Here is a 14,252-nt window from a genome sequence, read left to right as displayed (position 1 = left end):
ATCTATTAATGGTTCTTATGTTATAATCAAGTTTAGGGGCTTTAATAAGTACGGACTATGACAGAAGCAAATCCAATAGTTACGTTGAAGGTTAAAATTAAAGAATTTAGCTTTAGTAAATTAAAGGCTGGCGAGAGCAATAAATCAGCACACTCTGGTGAAACAATGTATTTCGATCTTCCAAGAATGAACTTTGTTATTAATGGAAAGATTATAGATACAGTTTTAACCTCTGTGTTAATGGAAGGAGCGAAATATCGCAAAAGCAACCTTTTTAATAGTTATGATATATATAGCGCTGAAGCCGCAAGCAAAAAACAAAGAGAAATAGATAAAGATCATGGCAGGGCTTTTGTTAATTCAGTCCTTAAGGATCTTGAAAAAGAACTTGCATATAACGCGTTAAGTGAATTGTGGGAAAGTCATTGTGAAAATCCTGAAATTCCTGATTATCAGAAAACCAATTCGTACGGTAGAGATTTTGAGAGATTTTACAATGCTGGAAGAGAGCATATGCATCTATTACTCAAAGTAGGAGATGAGAATAAGAACTACCGACCATTTGTAAAGGAAGTTTTTAAAGAAATGTTTAAATATGCTGAAGCAGAAGTTCCGAGTGCCCCTATCTTAGAAGAACTAGTTACTAATTGTAATCAAGCAGGATACTTAGCAGGTATATTTATTGAATATCACTCTGCACTTAGCAATTATCGATTAACAACGCAAGACCCTGACAAAGTAATGAATATTGATTACACTGACCATAATAACATAAGAGTAAAGTCTGATATGGAAATACCTGTAATCAAATTTGATAATCCAGGGGAAAAAATATGTGGTCTATCCACCTCACTGGAATTTACACTTGAGTCTCAAGATGGAAAAGATGGTGTAACCTATAAAGACGGTAAATTATCACTCACTGTTCCCAAGGAATTAAAAAATTATAAAGAAGGAGATAGAAACTTGCTCTCTATTATTAGAGAATACTTTCAAAAATTCTGTGAAAAATTGGGATTTAAATTTGAGATGGAAACACAAAAAATAGAGCATGATTTAGACGATTTGCCGAAAGTAAACAGTCATCTTCAAGGCCTAAGAACGCCTATTTCCAGCAACGACCATATCATCGGTCATTAAAAGTAAGTATGTGTTGTCAGAACGAATGAAAGTTCAGTTAAGCTTTTTCTAAAGTATAGCATTTCTCCTAATAGTCCGAATAGGGTAAGATATGTGGGTAAGGTTATGTTTGACTTGTGTTGTTTTTTTGCTATTGGTTAATTTAATGTAAGTTAAAGATAAATTAAGTGGATAAGAAAAAGAAAGTATACTTATTTAAAGTTTCTCTAGACAAAAAAATCTACCGTGAGATGGAATTGAAAGCTGTCTTTATAAATTTGCAGAAACTATCATAAAGGTCTTTAGTTTTGAGTTAGATCATTAATTTGGTTTTTATAGTAACATAAACGATATTTATGAAAGTAATGAAGTATACACTTTATTTTATAATACTGATTATAGTTTATGCCTAATGAAAAAAGCGTCAAAAATTCTTATATCTACAAGGTTTTTGAGCCAGATAAAAAAATGATTTTTCTTTTTGATTATGGCGATAATTGGGAATTTTTAGTAGAATGTTGTGGCATTATTGAAGCAGAAGCTGGAACAAGATATCCAAAAGTTACTAAAAAGCAAGGAGAGGCTCCTCCACAATATCCTGACTACGAAGATGAGTAGTGTAAACAATATACCTATTAAGTTGATGGATTGCCTTGAGGAAAATAGCAGCAGGTTTAGTACTTGGTTAGTAAATTAGAAGTATTTCTTAGGAAATTATTTTAATATCTGTGTTTTTTAGGAATGTTCTCTTGCGTTGGATCGGAAGAGCTCTTCTACCTTCTCTAGCTTTGTACTCGGTTCTAGGGTACTGTACAACGCAAAGCTTATGCATGCCAATCCAGCAATCACTCCAACTGTTCCTATAGTAGGCATTTTCATAATATGTGATACAATACCACTTACCAGTAGCACCACCCCAACGGCACCAGTCAGAATCGCTCTCCGTTGCATTGCTTTTGTTGATGATTCTTCATCTGCAATTTTGAAAGATTTATCGTTAACACAAGGGTTAGAAGAAAAGATTCTTAAAGCATTCAGCTCTTTTACCACCGTTCTTCCTGAGTTAGCGAAATTCCCTTGATTTTCTTCATTCCTTTCATAATCTTCACCATTATTAATCTTCTTGCACGGCTGAGTGCCAGTTTCTGCGGTTTCTTCTTGTTGTTCTCCATAAAAATTTTCTTTATTCTTATCCGAAACTTCTTCAATATCTTCTGAAATATTATAAGCCACTGATCCTTCCATAATAGTTTCTATTAACGAGTTTTTTTCTTCTTTGTCACTTGTCATATTTGGATTCATCACTTCCTTATCATCCCAAGGCTCAAAACCTTCTACCCTTACTACACCATCTTTAACAGTACTATATGTACGTATTAATTCTCCATGACTTCCTAAGTAGTCCGAGACTATTTTCGTACGATTAAACTCCTTAAAAAGCCCATGTTTTTTAGCTTCTTCTAAAAGATCATTCTCAGCTTGCTTATTCTTGCAAAATCTAGCATAATGTAATAGTGTGAATACGTCTCTTCTACGTTCATATATATCAACTATTAGTATCCACGGAATCTTTCGTGTATCATGAAAGGATTTACTAATTTTTTCACTGATACTTTTACCCTCTTGTATCCTTTTTAATAGCTTAAAAAGCTCCTTTTTATCTTTGCTTGTTAACTGATCTTGATCAAATGGCAACTCATAGGTTATATCTGCTTCATTAGTTTTTCCGGTAATTAGTTTTCTCATATTATTTTTTTCTTTGTATCTCTTATGTAGCTAATTTGTATTAGTAAAGTATTAATCGTGTGATTTTTAAATCGCTAATTTGCAAAATTTCTTCATCTGCTCACTCCACAGCATTGGTATTTCCCTCAATTCAACTAACTTCAAACCCTTTGGCTGCCTCCCATTTACTATGTCTTCTTTGATCTTTGGTGCTAAATAATTTAACCTTAAAATTTGTTGTATACGTCTTGTACCTATATTAATTTTGGCACTTAGCTCTCCTACGCTTGCATATTTTCCCTCTTCTAGCTGACGTTTCCATAGGTGGGCTCTTACCACTGCTTTCAGTAACGCATTGTTTGTTTTACCTTCTGGCTCAATCACTGTACATTTATTTCCTTTCTTCTTCATTATTGGTATAAATTCCACCTTATCCTCCGAACCCATTTCTATTCCATCTTCTTTTACCATTACTCCTTTTATTAACTTTTTCACTACTTCTTTCTGTTTTCCAAAACTTAAATTTTTCCACTCTTCCGCTTTTTTTCCCCATTTTTCATATAGCTGTTCAGCTTTCTTCATCACTTCTTTTTCCACTTCTCCCGCTACTATAGTTCTGTTTATTGATTCACAACCTTTTCCCCTTAAGTGATTGTTACATATGTAATATCGATATCTTTTATTTTCTTTTTTTGAGTATGTCAGCGTCATGTTCACATTACAACTCTTGCACTTAATTATTCCCCTAAGTAGCGCTTCCTCATATTTTGCTTTTCTATATGGTTGATTCTTTATCAATTCCTGCGCTTTTTGCCATTTTTCTTCCTCTATTATTGCTTCATGTTTTCCTTCATACTCTTTCTCATAATGCCGTATTTTTCCCATATATATTGGATTTGTTATTATTCTTCTCACCGTCGCTTTTTTAAAGATATCTGATTTCGTATGGTACCCTTGGCTATTTAACTCTCTTGCCAACTCTGCCATTGACTTCAGCTCCAAATATCTTGCAAATATATGCTTTACTATTTTTGCTTCTTTCTCATTTATTATTAATTCTTTATCTTTTACATCATACCCAAACGGCAAAGTTCCTCCCATCCATAGTCCGTGTTCTTTTGATGTTGCTATTTTATTTTTTACCCTCTCTACTATCATTTCTCTTTCTAGTTGTGCGGCTCCTGATAACACCGTTTGTACGAACTTTCCCATTGGCGTATTATTGTCAAATATCTGCGTTACTGCTACAAAATTTACTCTATGTCTTCTAAAAAATGATGTTACTTCGATGCTGTCTTTTGTTTCCCTTGATAATCTACCTAGCGTATATACTACTACACAATCTACTTCTCCTTTTTTTACATCTTCAAATAATTCCTTTATTGCTGGTCTTTCTAAATTCTTTCCTGAGAAACCTCCATCGTCGTACCTTTTGGCCAATGCTACCCAGCCTTCTTTGCTCTTTATGTACTTCTCACATGCTACTCGTTGCGCATCTAAACTGTTAAACTTCTGCTCTAGACCGTCTTCATTTGACTTTCTCGTATATATTCCACATCTTATCCCTTTACACATTTTCCCTTCCCTTTTGATCACGCAAACCAAATAGGAGCGGCCCATTGTAACTCATTCCCATTATTTTTCCGGCTACTGCTGATAATGATGTGAAAAATTCTTCTCTGTAGATTAAACCCTTATCTGTTACCATTACTGCGTGAGTCTCTTCCCCTCTCTCTAATATTAGCTCTGTTCCCTCTACTGGCAGTTTATCGCTACTTATTCTTTTTCCCTTCTCTAGCCGATCTGCCAGATACTCTAGTCTTTTTGTCCCCTTTCTTGACATTTCTCCATACGCTTTTTCCTGCATTCTATAAGCTAATCTTGGTATCAGATATTTCTTTGAGTATCTAGGCGCCTCTTCCCCAAATACCTTCTTCCACGTTTTTCTCAGCTCACCCAAAGGTTTTCTCTCTAAATTCATTACTTTCTTTTCTATTTCTTCCTCCATATTTTTAGCCTTTCATAAATAACTTTTCAATTCTGTCTGTTTCTTTCTTTAATACCTCGGTTACTTCTTTACTATAATCCATTGCTGTCATTCCAAATTTATCCGCTTGCTCTATTTCTCCTCCAGCTTTCACTAGCTCCTCCACTATTTCTTTTTCACCTACCATGCACGCAAGGTGTAGAGGTATGCATTTATTTCCATATTCCTCAGCATTTACGTCTGCTCCTGATTTTATCAATTCCCTCACGATTTCTAGACGTTTCTCCGTTACCGCTAGGTGCAGTGCTGTGTATCCTTCTATATCTTTAGCATTCACATTCGCTCCTTTTTCGACTAATAACTCCACTGTTTTTACCTCTACTGCATAATGTAGAGCTGTTCTTCCATTCTTGTCTCTTGCATAAATATTTTTATATGAGTTCTCTAATAGTGACTCCTCTTTTCCTTTTTTACTCATGACCTACCTCACCTTTTCTTTGAATTTAAATCCCTTTTCTAAGCCCTCCTTTTCACCACCTCATCTATCATCTCATTTACTTGGCTCATTATTTTGCTTGCTAAATTTTCACATTCTTCCTTTATTAGTGATTTGTCTCTCTTTCTTATTTCTTCTATCTCTATTATTTTTAGCTCCGGCATATAGCTCCCATTCAGCATGTCTGCTATTTCTTCCACTATCCTCTCTATTCCATAGCACGTCAGTTCTCTACTTTTTGTTATTCCTCCTTTTTCTCTCAGAAATTTACTCGCCCTTTCACTCTCTTTGCTATCACATAGACGATACTTTTCACTTTCCCAAATGTAATACATTGGTGTTGCACCATATTTATTCAGTTGATTAACCTCAGCTCCTGCTTTTACTAGCTCTTTTATTATTTCAACTCCTGCTCCTCCTATTTTGCATGCAGAGTGTAGTGGCGTACATCCAGTGACATATTGAGTGGCATTTACTTCTGCTCCTTCCCTTAGCAGCACTTTTACATTTTCTAAGCTTTTCGCAAATACTGCACAGTGTAGTGGTGTATAACCATTTTTATCTCTTGCATTTACCTCTGCCCCTTTTTTTATTAATAACCTCGCTGTTTTGTAATCAGAGATTTCTACTGCTTGGTGCAATATCGTCTCTCCTTCTTCATTTCTTTTATTAATGTTTTTAAACCCGTTACTTGATACTTCTTTAAAAAACTTACTAAAAGATTCTCTCTTTTCTTCGCTAAACTTCATACTTACCTCACAAAATTAGCTTTTCTAGCGCCAGATAAATTTCTTATGTTTACCTGCTGCTATTTAATTCATGTCCTTTTTAGCATAAGGAAGCAAGTCCTTTTCTTTTTATTTCATACACTTTAAACTATTGTTAATATAATATATGAGGATCTAAATATAAGTACTTAACTTATTAGAGATATTACTTGACTATTTTTCCAACTTCTGTGCAAATGTCGATGTTCATGCCACTTTAGTACTCCTGGGTAAAATACTAAAATGTAATTTTCTAATTCGTGTATTGAGTCTTTTTGCTCTAAATCATTTTTATAGTAAACGTTGTGTTCTGCTAAAACATATTTTCTGACCTTCTGATCTGTATAATTTTTTGCTTTATAGTTGTGAGTAACGCTAAATCTTTCTAAAATTGGCTTGTGTTTTAAATTCCAATATTGCCCTGAAAGTTTATCGCTTCCCAATACAAATTTATTTCCTCTTTCTTCTACGCTACTAACTGGAAAGCACGTATTTATGTCTCCTAAATCCCAACTGTCTGATAATACTATCTGCGCTTTTGCAAATTTAATCGATGGTAATAAACTCTGTGGTAATGGATATAGTGCTTTTAAGTTGTACCACAAATGATTTCTTTCATAAATACCGTTATAATTCTTTGTGTGAGGCTCGGTTTCTCCAAGGATTGCTACATCTAGGCGATATATATCATTGCTTAAAGCTCGTTCATAATGATCGCGTAGATAGTTTTCTATAATCCTAATAACTGGACCACTAGACCTGAAAAAATTTACTCTTCCAAATGATAACACTGGTCCATCTTTTTCTATTTTTACCCCTGAATAATCAGAAAGAAGATCTCCAAATAAACTCTCATCCAATATAAATCTCTGCGCATTATAATAATCGTTAAAAATCCTCATCAATCTGGATCTTACAGGCAGTGATAGTTTTGCCAGCTCTACTACTGCATCTACGAAGAAGTCATTTGGTACCTCTTTTATCCCTACTTGCAACTCAAAAAAATGTTTACCAGGTGGTTCTTCGATAATTTTAATATCTTCTATATTTGCCCATTTTAGTGCTATTTTTAGTGATGCTGGAGTTCCTCTCAGTCTTTGAAATTTTACTCCTTCTACTACGGCTTTTCTTTTATCCCTTATCCAACGTAGAATTTCCCCCAATCCATATTCTTCAACTAACCACGGCAATGTTTCTTCTTTAAGACTAAACTTAAATCCTCTGATACAGCTCGGATCAACCTTATAATCTATTGCATTAACCAGCGCTTTTTCTTGCTTTGTTGCGTTTGGCGGTAATAAACTTTTCATTTGTCTTTTCTTTCAAGTTGCTTTAATTTCCTTTATTTAGGTAGCTTATGAGTAAGCAAGAGATCATTTCAGAACTGATCAAAAATAAAGATGTTCTTAATATCGAAAACACTTTCCATAATATTTGACCATACTATCCATACTTTAAAAAACAAGTTACAACTTCTGGAAGAAAATCAATACTTTCCTCTCCCTAACATTGGATCCAGTAAACCTTAAACCACTTATTGCACGCAATCCCCTCACTGGTACGATTCCACAAAACAAAAAAATACGTTTTAAATCCTATCTAACTTGACGTGGCCAAGCACTGCACACTCATTCCCCAATACCACAACATCCTCTTTTGGCTCGATTAATTCTACGTTTTCTACACCCTCTACAAATAGGTTTGCTATTATCCAAGATCTTGTAACATTCCATCCTAATCTTTTTGCTAATTCAAACTTCTTAATAAACTGCTTCTTGATTTCCTCCTTCGATATCACAGGACTTATGCTCATTCTGCTGTGAATATCTATTTCCGTAATATTGCAACCTATCACTGTTACTGTATCGGTTAAAACCCTTATATCATCTCTAGTAACCTGCTTTTTTACAATTTTAAGTAGTTCTTCTGATACTATGCCAGTTGTGGATAATTGTGTTGATAAGATTGAAATTTGTACTTTCCCTGGTATAGGTGATTCTACTAATGCATCTTTTACTCTACTATCTGCTGACAGTGCATGATAACGATAATACTCTTTACTTCCTCCTGTACTCCAGCCTTTTATTTTTGCTTTTATTCTTTTTCTAAATCGTTCGTCCTCTTCTTCTTTTTCTCTCTCTACTCCATAAAATTCAGCTAAATTACCAAGATCTTCTCCCGTTGCAAATTTTAGTAAATTACTTTTTACAGCTTCATTTATTCTTTCTCTGAGTAACAACTCTCTCCATGCTGCCACCTCCAGAATCTTTATCGCTGGATCACTTTCAACTAATGCTGTAAAACTTGTGTCTCGATTTACTAACTCTTCTTTCATTCTCGAAAATATTTCCTCATAGCTTAGTTTTTCAATAATATTAGATGTTTGCATTTCTAAACAACTACTCCACTAATATTTATGAACTTGCCTTCTGAAAGATACATACCTTCAAGTACAAGAGTCATTTTTCCTTCTTTAGCTTCAGCAATCTTTACTTTTTCTAACTTAAATCTCTTCTCAAATTTCCCCAGTGCTTCTGCTGTTGCTGCATAGATCTTCAAAGTAAAATCTCTACTGATTGGTTTATCCACTAATTCAAATAATCTTGAGCCATAATCTCTCCTCATTATTCTACTGTTAATAGGAGTGGTCAGTATATCAATTATCGACTGCTTTAAGTGCTCTATTCCTTCTAACGTTTTTCCTGTTTTAGCATCCATACCCTTCATTTCTATTTTGCAAAGACGCTTTCACTGCCTTTTATTACTTTAAACCCACATGAAACTATATCTCCTACTCTTCCTACACCAAGACCATTTGCAAACACTGTTTTTGATCCTTCAGTTAATGCTCTTCCTTCACTAAAACTGTCTCCTTGTCTACACATTGACTTACCGTTTACAAAAACATTATTACTTCCGCTAATGCAGAAATGTGGTATAGCTTCTCCACAGTAGTCTCCTAACCTCACTATTCCTTTGTTCAATTTAAGTCGATCCTTTCTGCTTTCAGTTTTATTCCACTTTTTGTCATTTCTATGCTCGATTCCCCAGCTTTCAGTGTTATTTTATCTACTACTTCAATCTCTAAATGATGTTTTTCCTTATCATATAACAATCTTGTTCCATCTTGAAACTTCACACTATTTATTTCTTTTTTATTCTCTGGTGCAGGGTATTTTTCCTGATATATTCCTCCTAATACCACTCCTAATGATAGTTCACCAAGAGGAGAAAATATCATAACCTGTTCATCAATATCTGGCGGAGACCAATCTCTATCTTTTCCTGCTTTACTTGTTATCCACGGTAAATAATCTGTTAAAAATTCTCCTATTTTCACTCTTACTTTTGCTTTTTCATAATCTATTTCTTTTACAATTCCTATACGAATAACGTTTGCTAGCTTCCTATTCAGCTCTGAAATCGCAAAACTATGATCCAACATTTATATTTCCTACGTTTATTATATGTGGTTTAATTTTCCCCTCTTCCCATACTGATTTACCTAAATGAAGCTGATGACTCCAATCAACCATCCACACTAAATATGCATCGAGCTCTGGCCTAAATCCGTCAATTTCCGCAGAGATAAATTCTCCTGGTGAAGTCTGGTAGAGACTCATGACCTTGAAACCAGCGATTTGGTCTCATAACCATAGTCTCCCCAAAAGAACCGTGCTTGCGGATTTCCCGCACACGGCTCCACAATACAGCGTTCACACTAGTGCTCCTGTGTATAAAGAAACATATACCTTTGGTTTTGGTAATGGATTTACTTTTAAATAGTGTATAAATTGTTCCCAATCCATACTTTTCTTTTGACTACGTCGGTTTATCCACTTAAATGCTAACTTTGTTACCGGTCGATAGAATTGAATCAAACACCGATAATTTCCGCTAACTCCGAAGTAGCTATAGTGTCCTGTTAGTTTGGCTTTAAGTTTCTGCCACCAATCTTTGAGACAGATACGACTTCGTACCATCTTCAACCATTCTTTGATTTCTTTAATCTTTCTGGCTAGGCTTATTTTTGAAGTTTTCTGCTTCATCATAAGTTTACCATTACGACTTTTTCCACAATAATGTGTAAATCCTAGAAAGTTGAAGCTAGCCGTCCTACGTTTCTCTCTTTCTGCTTGATACCATTCTTTCTTACCAAACTTTACTATTTTTGTTTTATTTTCAGCTATTTCCAACCCAAATTTACTTAGTCTTTGTTTCAGTAATTCTAGAAATTCTTTTGCGTCTTCTTCCCTCTCGCAGCCAACTACAAAATCGTCGCAAAACCTTATTAGCTGTAAATATCCTCTGGCTTTTGGCTTAAATTTCTTTTCAAACCATAAGTCCAGCACATAGTGTAAGTATATATTAGCTAATACAGGGCTTACTATACCACCTTGTGGTGTGCCTTGATCGGTTGCTTTATAACATCCAACTTCGACTATTCCTGCCTTTAGAAATCGTTTTATTAACCACAATAAATTTGGGTCAGCTATTCGTTCCCTTAGACAATTCATTAGCCATTTATGTTGAACATTATCAAAGAACTTCTTGATATCCACTTCTACAATATAGTTAATTGGTTTGTGCATAACTGCTTTATCTAGAGCGTTTATCGCCTGATGACAATTTCTTCCTGGTCGAAATCCATACGAGCTGTCCATAAAGTTTGCTTCATAAATATTTTCTAATATCTTCTTTAGCATTACCTGTACCAACTTATCTTCCGTTGATGGTATTCCGAGACCGCGCTTCTCTTTGCTCCCGGCTTTGGGTATGTATACCCTTTTCACTGGTAGCGGTTGATATTGTTTTCTCTTCATACTATCCACTAGTGTTTTAAGTTTCTCTTCTAGATTTTCTCCATAAGCTTCCACTGTCACACGATCTATACCACAAGCCTTGTTGCGTTTTAGTTCCTTATAACACTCTGCAAGATTCTCTTCATTAATCAAATGAACTAATGATGTAAATTTTACTCGCTTATCTTGCTTAGCCCTTACTGCTATCTGGTTTAGTTTTCCTTGCATACTCCTCCAATCTCTGTTGTATTGGTATAGCAATCCCTATACCAGTCACTATATTGCTAACCGCTTCCCCTTGTATGTGGCTTTCCCACACTCCGAGTACTATCAGTTAGTCCGACTTCCTTTGCATCTTCCTCCAGTCCTCGCCTTTATTGACTTGTTCCAGAGTACCCTTACAGGAATACAAAGGATCTCCCAAGTTCACGTAAGGTCCATCTCAACACATGACGCGGCCTTCGATCCCGATGAGGTGAGTAATATCTTGCCTTAGCGTTATTACCCATGTTGCCTTCCACCAAATGTAAAGTGTCAGCCCCCATGACGCGTGAATTACGGGACTCAATACCTTCACTTTCGTTGCACCCTATGTTGTCCATTCCATTAGCTTTACTACGCTCGTTACCTTACGCAGCATAATGGTTTGTTCCAGGTTGCCGGCTAAGCTTTACCCGTGTTGGATTTTCACCAACTGTTCCTTACGCACTTCTTGGCGCACACATTTTCCACATTCCAAGTATTTTTATTTACTACTCTCGCAACCTCAGCAGCTAATGTTCTAACAACTACCGAGGAATCCTCTACTGTTCCATCAACTACAATCCTCGCCTCAAACCTGGCTTTCAATGCTAATTCATCAGTACCTGCATCTTTACCTGGTTCTAAACTTGTTAGTTCTACAAACACCGCTGGCGCTACTAATTCTTTCCTTATCGATGGATAAATTTCACAAGTTTGAATTGCTGGTATTTCTTTCTTCAGCGTAGTGCAGATTGCGTTATGCAAATCTTTAAAATTCATATATTTCTTGTAATATCACGTTCAAAGAACTTTTCAAACACTTCCTCAACCTCATAATTAACAAGATTCCCTATTATCCTTGAAGCCTCAGGTTCGAGTGACAATTTAACTTCCTTTATTGGCAATGCTGCTCTTCCTTCACGTTTAAACATACCGCTATTTCCTTTTGGCATAACTGCTGCAAATCCTCCTATAAACTCATGCTTTCCTACTTTCGATCCTCTTCTTGTTTTTTGTATTTTGCCAATTGTCGATGCTCTAATGTCGTAGAGATTTGCTCTAATTAACACTTCTAATCTGCTTGTTTTTGCTTTAAAAATTCTTAATCTCTTTCTTATCAAACTTAATTTTATTCTCTTTTCCTCACTAATTTCCTTAGCTGCTTTTGATTTTAGCCATATTGCTGTTTTGTTTAATGCACTCACCGTCACTTTTTCCACTTTTTTCCTTTCAGCATCTATACTTTGTATAATACTACCGGTGTTAATACGCATTTATACTCCTGACGCTCGAATTTTCCATACCATTCCTGAATTATCTTGCAGCGGTGGAGAATATACTTTATATTTACGATCACCTATAACAAAAATATCTCCTACCATTGGCCTCAGTAAATCAAAAACGCTTACCTCAAAAAAAATCATCCCTCCCACAAATTGTCCTTCACCAATCTCGTATAATTTATCTGGCTCTTGCTTTAACACCTGTACCATATATGACTTATCCTTTGATTTATATAAAGCCACTTCTCCTAAATGGGCAAAACAATCTTCTAATAATCGCTTAATATTCTCTTGCATATTTCTTTTTGATATACTAACCTTTACATGCTAAGAAAGCGCATACCGGTAGAGTCGTTCTGTGCCTCACCACCTTGTAGTTACTCTACCAGTATTGTTATGCTGCAACGATCTTGACCAAAACGGCCGGGCGGTGGCACATTGGCAGAGGATTTGACTGCGTATGTAAATCGGTCCCTCTATCAAATCTTCTTGGCTCTTGTTTTGCATAGAGTGGCTGTCCGAGAGTATTCACCGTCTCATTAAAGTCTGCTGGTGCAAAATATGTTGTAAACGTGCTTGCTGTTCCTAGTGGAAAACAGTGCCCTGTATCTTTCTCAATAAATCTTCTAACCGTTCCTTCAGGGTCAGTTGCTTGCCCTCTATATTCCTCAAACGTTATGCCACAAAATGTAAACCCTGACCTCATATCATTTCGAAGTGCTGCTCCTTCTTGCCATCTTTCATATGCTTCTTTTACTTTTGCATGAGAAGTTAGTGCATCAAAAAACTCAGGGCTTACCAAGGCATGAATTCCAGTCATATATTCACCACTTAGGTTATCTTCTATATGCCGCAATACTTCCAGACACTTACGTTTTACATCAGTTGTTGCTGTTCCAAGGGCAAAATTTACTACTTTTGGTGTTATTTCAAATTCGTTGTACAGATTTAATAATTCTGACCCATCAGCATCTAAAATTATTCCCTTCAGCGCTCCCATTCGCAAATGCTCTAATGTTATTGCATGTTTGTTTATCATTAGCTGTAAATGGTCAGTTATTACGTCTGCTAGCGCTTTAAGTTCACTTTCTGATCCAAATGCCCTTATTCCCTGTACTTCCTCTGGTAACACTACATCATCATGCGGAATATGTGGAATCGTAAATGTTCTTACCTTTCTTTTTCCTCTTTTTCCTACTGTTGCTGGCGCCCCTGGTACTTGCGTTGGTAATAAACTTAATACTCCGTTGTGTTCTTCTATGGTAATATGTCTAAATCTTACTGACCTACTTGGAAACAAATTTAGATTTTCAACACGTCCATAATTTATCGGCAATATATTCATCGCATTTGTTAGTGCCGTCATGCTAAATGCTGTATTTGTAAATGGATTTTGCATTTTTTCTCTCCTTTTTTTCCTATTAATTTTAGTTAAATTCCCTTGCGGACAATGATCCCTCGTGCTTCAAGTTGCTTTATTGCTGCAGCTTTCTGCTCTTCAGTGATATTTGCTGGCCACACAACCGCATGATCTGCTAGTATTGCACAACGAGTAATAATTACTGCTTTAGCATTTTCTGTCGCATTTACATCACTTACTACTGCACCTATCGCTGTTTGTGTACCATCTGTGGCAGTTGGATTTATTATCTTAACCATGCTATCTTTATCGAGAGCTACTACTGTACCAAGCTTTAGGTTCTGCCCTTTTGCTACTGTTATCTGATCTCTTGAATATAGACTTGATGCCTCATACTTTAATAAGTCACCCAGATTATTTTGTTCGCTTATACAACTCATAAATTTCTCTCCTTAACTGCTTACCGCCGC

General features: G+C 35.7%; 19 protein-coding genes and 1 pseudogene. 2 read left to right on the top strand and 18 right to left on the bottom strand.

The genetic code is table 11. The annotated features are described in order from the left end of the window. Window positions 1-57 precede the first annotated feature (57 nt). Both ABWU55_RS01635 and ABWU55_RS01630 read left to right on the top strand, forming a co-directional pair. Window positions 58-1,140 (top strand): hypothetical protein, encoded by a 1,083-nt coding sequence (locus tag ABWU55_RS01635; protein ID WP_264339566.1) that lies wholly within the window; start codon window positions 58-60, stop codon window positions 1,138-1,140. Window positions 1,141-1,524: 384 nt separating this feature from the next. Next, window positions 1,525-1,737, top strand: a complete 213-nt coding sequence (locus ABWU55_RS01630; protein WP_141456728.1) for a plasmid pRiA4b ORF-3 family protein — start codon at window positions 1,525-1,527, stop codon at window positions 1,735-1,737. 117 nt (window positions 1,738-1,854) lie between these two features. On the opposite strand, the gene ABWU55_RS01625 is transcribed toward ABWU55_RS01630, so the two are convergent. The 18 genes and pseudogenes from ABWU55_RS01625 to ABWU55_RS01540 all read right to left on the bottom strand — a co-directional run bounded on the left by ABWU55_RS01625 (window position 1,855) and on the right by ABWU55_RS01540 (window position 14,222). Then, window positions 1,855-2,865 (bottom strand): hypothetical protein, encoded by a 1,011-nt coding sequence (locus tag ABWU55_RS01625; protein WP_141456727.1) that lies wholly within the window; start codon window positions 2,863-2,865, stop codon window positions 1,855-1,857. Window positions 2,866-2,931: 66 nt separating this feature from the next. Further along, window positions 2,932-4,419: a recombinase family protein gene (locus tag ABWU55_RS01620; protein ID WP_353286401.1), complete on the bottom strand. Its 1,488-nt coding sequence runs from the start codon at window positions 4,417-4,419 to the stop codon at window positions 2,932-2,934. After that, on the bottom strand, window positions 4,412-4,852 hold the full coding sequence (locus tag ABWU55_RS01615; protein ID WP_264704370.1) for a DUF2924 domain-containing protein: 441 nt from the start codon (window positions 4,850-4,852) through the stop codon (window positions 4,412-4,414). Before ABWU55_RS01615 ends, ABWU55_RS01620 begins: the two co-directional genes overlap by 8 nt. A 4-nt stretch (window positions 4,853-4,856) precedes the next feature. After that, window positions 4,857-5,309 (bottom strand): ankyrin repeat domain-containing protein, encoded by a 453-nt coding sequence (locus ABWU55_RS01610; RefSeq protein ID WP_338481571.1) that lies wholly within the window; start codon window positions 5,307-5,309, stop codon window positions 4,857-4,859. Between the two features lie 38 nt (window positions 5,310-5,347). Beyond that, the gene (locus ABWU55_RS01605; protein WP_265039209.1) at window positions 5,348-6,076 is read right to left on the bottom strand and encodes an ankyrin repeat domain-containing protein; all 729 of its coding nucleotides are present in this window, start codon (window positions 6,074-6,076) and stop codon (window positions 5,348-5,350) included. Window positions 6,077-6,243: 167 nt separating this feature from the next. Then, on the bottom strand, window positions 6,244-7,404 hold the full coding sequence (locus ABWU55_RS01600; protein ID WP_338481574.1) for a phage tail protein: 1,161 nt from the start codon (window positions 7,402-7,404) through the stop codon (window positions 6,244-6,246). A gap of 278 nt (window positions 7,405-7,682) precedes the next feature. Next, entirely contained in the window at window positions 7,683-8,483 is an 801-nt protein-coding gene (locus ABWU55_RS01595; RefSeq protein ID WP_353286400.1) for a baseplate J/gp47 family protein, read from the bottom strand. A 2-nt stretch (window positions 8,484-8,485) separates the two neighbouring features. Further along, window positions 8,486-8,821 (bottom strand): GPW/gp25 family protein, encoded by a 336-nt coding sequence (locus ABWU55_RS01590; protein WP_015588269.1) that lies wholly within the window; start codon window positions 8,819-8,821, stop codon window positions 8,486-8,488. Between the two features lie 2 nt (window positions 8,822-8,823). Beyond that, on the bottom strand, window positions 8,824-9,078 hold the full coding sequence (locus tag ABWU55_RS01585; RefSeq protein WP_015588268.1) for a PAAR domain-containing protein: 255 nt from the start codon (window positions 9,076-9,078) through the stop codon (window positions 8,824-8,826). Continuing rightward, window positions 9,075-9,539: a phage baseplate assembly protein V gene (locus ABWU55_RS01580; RefSeq protein WP_015588267.1), complete on the bottom strand. Its 465-nt coding sequence runs from the start codon at window positions 9,537-9,539 to the stop codon at window positions 9,075-9,077. The genes ABWU55_RS01585 and ABWU55_RS01580 overlap by 4 nt, the downstream gene beginning before the upstream one ends. Next, complete coding sequence (locus ABWU55_RS01575) at window positions 9,526-9,717, bottom strand: hypothetical protein (protein ID WP_353286580.1); 192 nt, start codon at window positions 9,715-9,717, stop codon at window positions 9,526-9,528. The genes ABWU55_RS01580 and ABWU55_RS01575 overlap by 14 nt, the downstream gene beginning before the upstream one ends. 93 nt (window positions 9,718-9,810) lie before the next feature. After that, entirely contained in the window at window positions 9,811-11,124 is a 1,314-nt protein-coding gene (ltrA, locus tag ABWU55_RS01570) for a group II intron reverse transcriptase/maturase (protein ID WP_006280268.1), read from the bottom strand. Continuing rightward, entirely contained in the window at window positions 11,087-11,215 is a 129-nt protein-coding gene (locus tag ABWU55_RS01565) for a hypothetical protein (protein WP_255324786.1), read from the bottom strand. The genes ltrA and ABWU55_RS01565 overlap by 38 nt, the downstream gene beginning before the upstream one ends. Window positions 11,216-11,616: 401 nt before the next feature. Next, a pseudogene (locus tag ABWU55_RS01560) lies at window positions 11,617-11,919 on the bottom strand (hypothetical protein); the annotation flags it as partial. Next, on the bottom strand, window positions 11,916-12,413 hold the full coding sequence (locus ABWU55_RS01555) for a phage tail protein (RefSeq protein ID WP_353286399.1): 498 nt from the start codon (window positions 12,411-12,413) through the stop codon (window positions 11,916-11,918). The pseudogene ABWU55_RS01560 and the gene ABWU55_RS01555, both read right to left, overlap by 4 nt. Beyond that, entirely contained in the window at window positions 12,414-12,719 is a 306-nt protein-coding gene (locus ABWU55_RS01550; protein ID WP_353286398.1) for a hypothetical protein, read from the bottom strand. A gap of 97 nt (window positions 12,720-12,816) precedes the next feature. Beyond that, window positions 12,817-13,821 (bottom strand): major capsid protein, encoded by a 1,005-nt coding sequence (locus ABWU55_RS01545; protein WP_353286397.1) that lies wholly within the window; start codon window positions 13,819-13,821, stop codon window positions 12,817-12,819. Between the two features lie 32 nt (window positions 13,822-13,853). After that, entirely contained in the window at window positions 13,854-14,222 is a 369-nt protein-coding gene (locus tag ABWU55_RS01540; RefSeq protein WP_047759659.1) for a head decoration protein, read from the bottom strand. Window positions 14,223-14,252 lie beyond the last annotated feature (30 nt).

This window comes from Wolbachia endosymbiont (group A) of Crataerina pallida, assembly GCF_964028475.1.
GTDB classification, from domain to species: Bacteria; Pseudomonadota; Alphaproteobacteria; order Rickettsiales; family Anaplasmataceae; genus Wolbachia; species Wolbachia pipientis.
This window is presented reverse-complemented; position numbering and strand designations above follow the sequence as displayed.

What these genes read in the sequence shown, in the direction of transcription:
- ABWU55_RS01540 (WP_047759659.1), bottom strand. Translation starts at nt 14,222, where the DNA reads ATGAGTTGTATAAGCGAACAAAATAATCTGGGTGACTTATTAAAGTAT.
- ABWU55_RS01595 (WP_353286400.1), bottom strand. Translation starts at nt 8,483, where the DNA reads ATGCAAACATCTAATATTATTGAAAAACTAAGCTATGAGGAAATATTT.
- ABWU55_RS01550 (WP_353286398.1), bottom strand. Translation starts at nt 12,719, where the DNA reads ATGCAAGAGAATATTAAGCGATTATTAGAAGATTGTTTTGCCCATTTA.
- ABWU55_RS01620 (WP_353286401.1), bottom strand. Translation starts at nt 4,419, where the DNA reads ATGTGTAAAGGGATAAGATGTGGAATATATACGAGAAAGTCAAATGAA.
- ABWU55_RS01615 (WP_264704370.1), bottom strand. Translation starts at nt 4,852, where the DNA reads ATGGAGGAAGAAATAGAAAAGAAAGTAATGAATTTAGAGAGAAAACCT.
- ABWU55_RS01610 (WP_338481571.1), bottom strand. Translation starts at nt 5,309, where the DNA reads ATGAGTAAAAAAGGAAAAGAGGAGTCACTATTAGAGAACTCATATAAA.
- ABWU55_RS01580 (WP_015588267.1), bottom strand. Translation starts at nt 9,539, where the DNA reads ATGTTGGATCATAGTTTTGCGATTTCAGAGCTGAATAGGAAGCTAGCA.
- ABWU55_RS01625 (WP_141456727.1), bottom strand. Translation starts at nt 2,865, where the DNA reads ATGAGAAAACTAATTACCGGAAAAACTAATGAAGCAGATATAACCTAT.
- ABWU55_RS01605 (WP_265039209.1), bottom strand. Translation starts at nt 6,076, where the DNA reads ATGAAGTTTAGCGAAGAAAAGAGAGAATCTTTTAGTAAGTTTTTTAAA.
- ABWU55_RS01555 (WP_353286399.1), bottom strand. Translation starts at nt 12,413, where the DNA reads ATGCGTATTAACACCGGTAGTATTATACAAAGTATAGATGCTGAAAGG.
- ABWU55_RS01635 (WP_264339566.1), top strand. Translation starts at nt 58, where the DNA reads ATGACAGAAGCAAATCCAATAGTTACGTTGAAGGTTAAAATTAAAGAA.
- ABWU55_RS01590 (WP_015588269.1), bottom strand. Translation starts at nt 8,821, where the DNA reads ATGAAGGGTATGGATGCTAAAACAGGAAAAACGTTAGAAGGAATAGAG.
- ABWU55_RS01630 (WP_141456728.1), top strand. Translation starts at nt 1,525, where the DNA reads ATGCCTAATGAAAAAAGCGTCAAAAATTCTTATATCTACAAGGTTTTT.
- ABWU55_RS01600 (WP_338481574.1), bottom strand. Translation starts at nt 7,404, where the DNA reads ATGAAAAGTTTATTACCGCCAAACGCAACAAAGCAAGAAAAAGCGCTG.
- ABWU55_RS01575 (WP_353286580.1), bottom strand. Translation starts at nt 9,717, where the DNA reads ATGAGTCTCTACCAGACTTCACCAGGAGAATTTATCTCTGCGGAAATT.
- ltrA (WP_006280268.1), bottom strand. Translation starts at nt 11,124, where the DNA reads ATGCAAGGAAAACTAAACCAGATAGCAGTAAGGGCTAAGCAAGATAAG.
- ABWU55_RS01545 (WP_353286397.1), bottom strand. Translation starts at nt 13,821, where the DNA reads ATGCAAAATCCATTTACAAATACAGCATTTAGCATGACGGCACTAACA.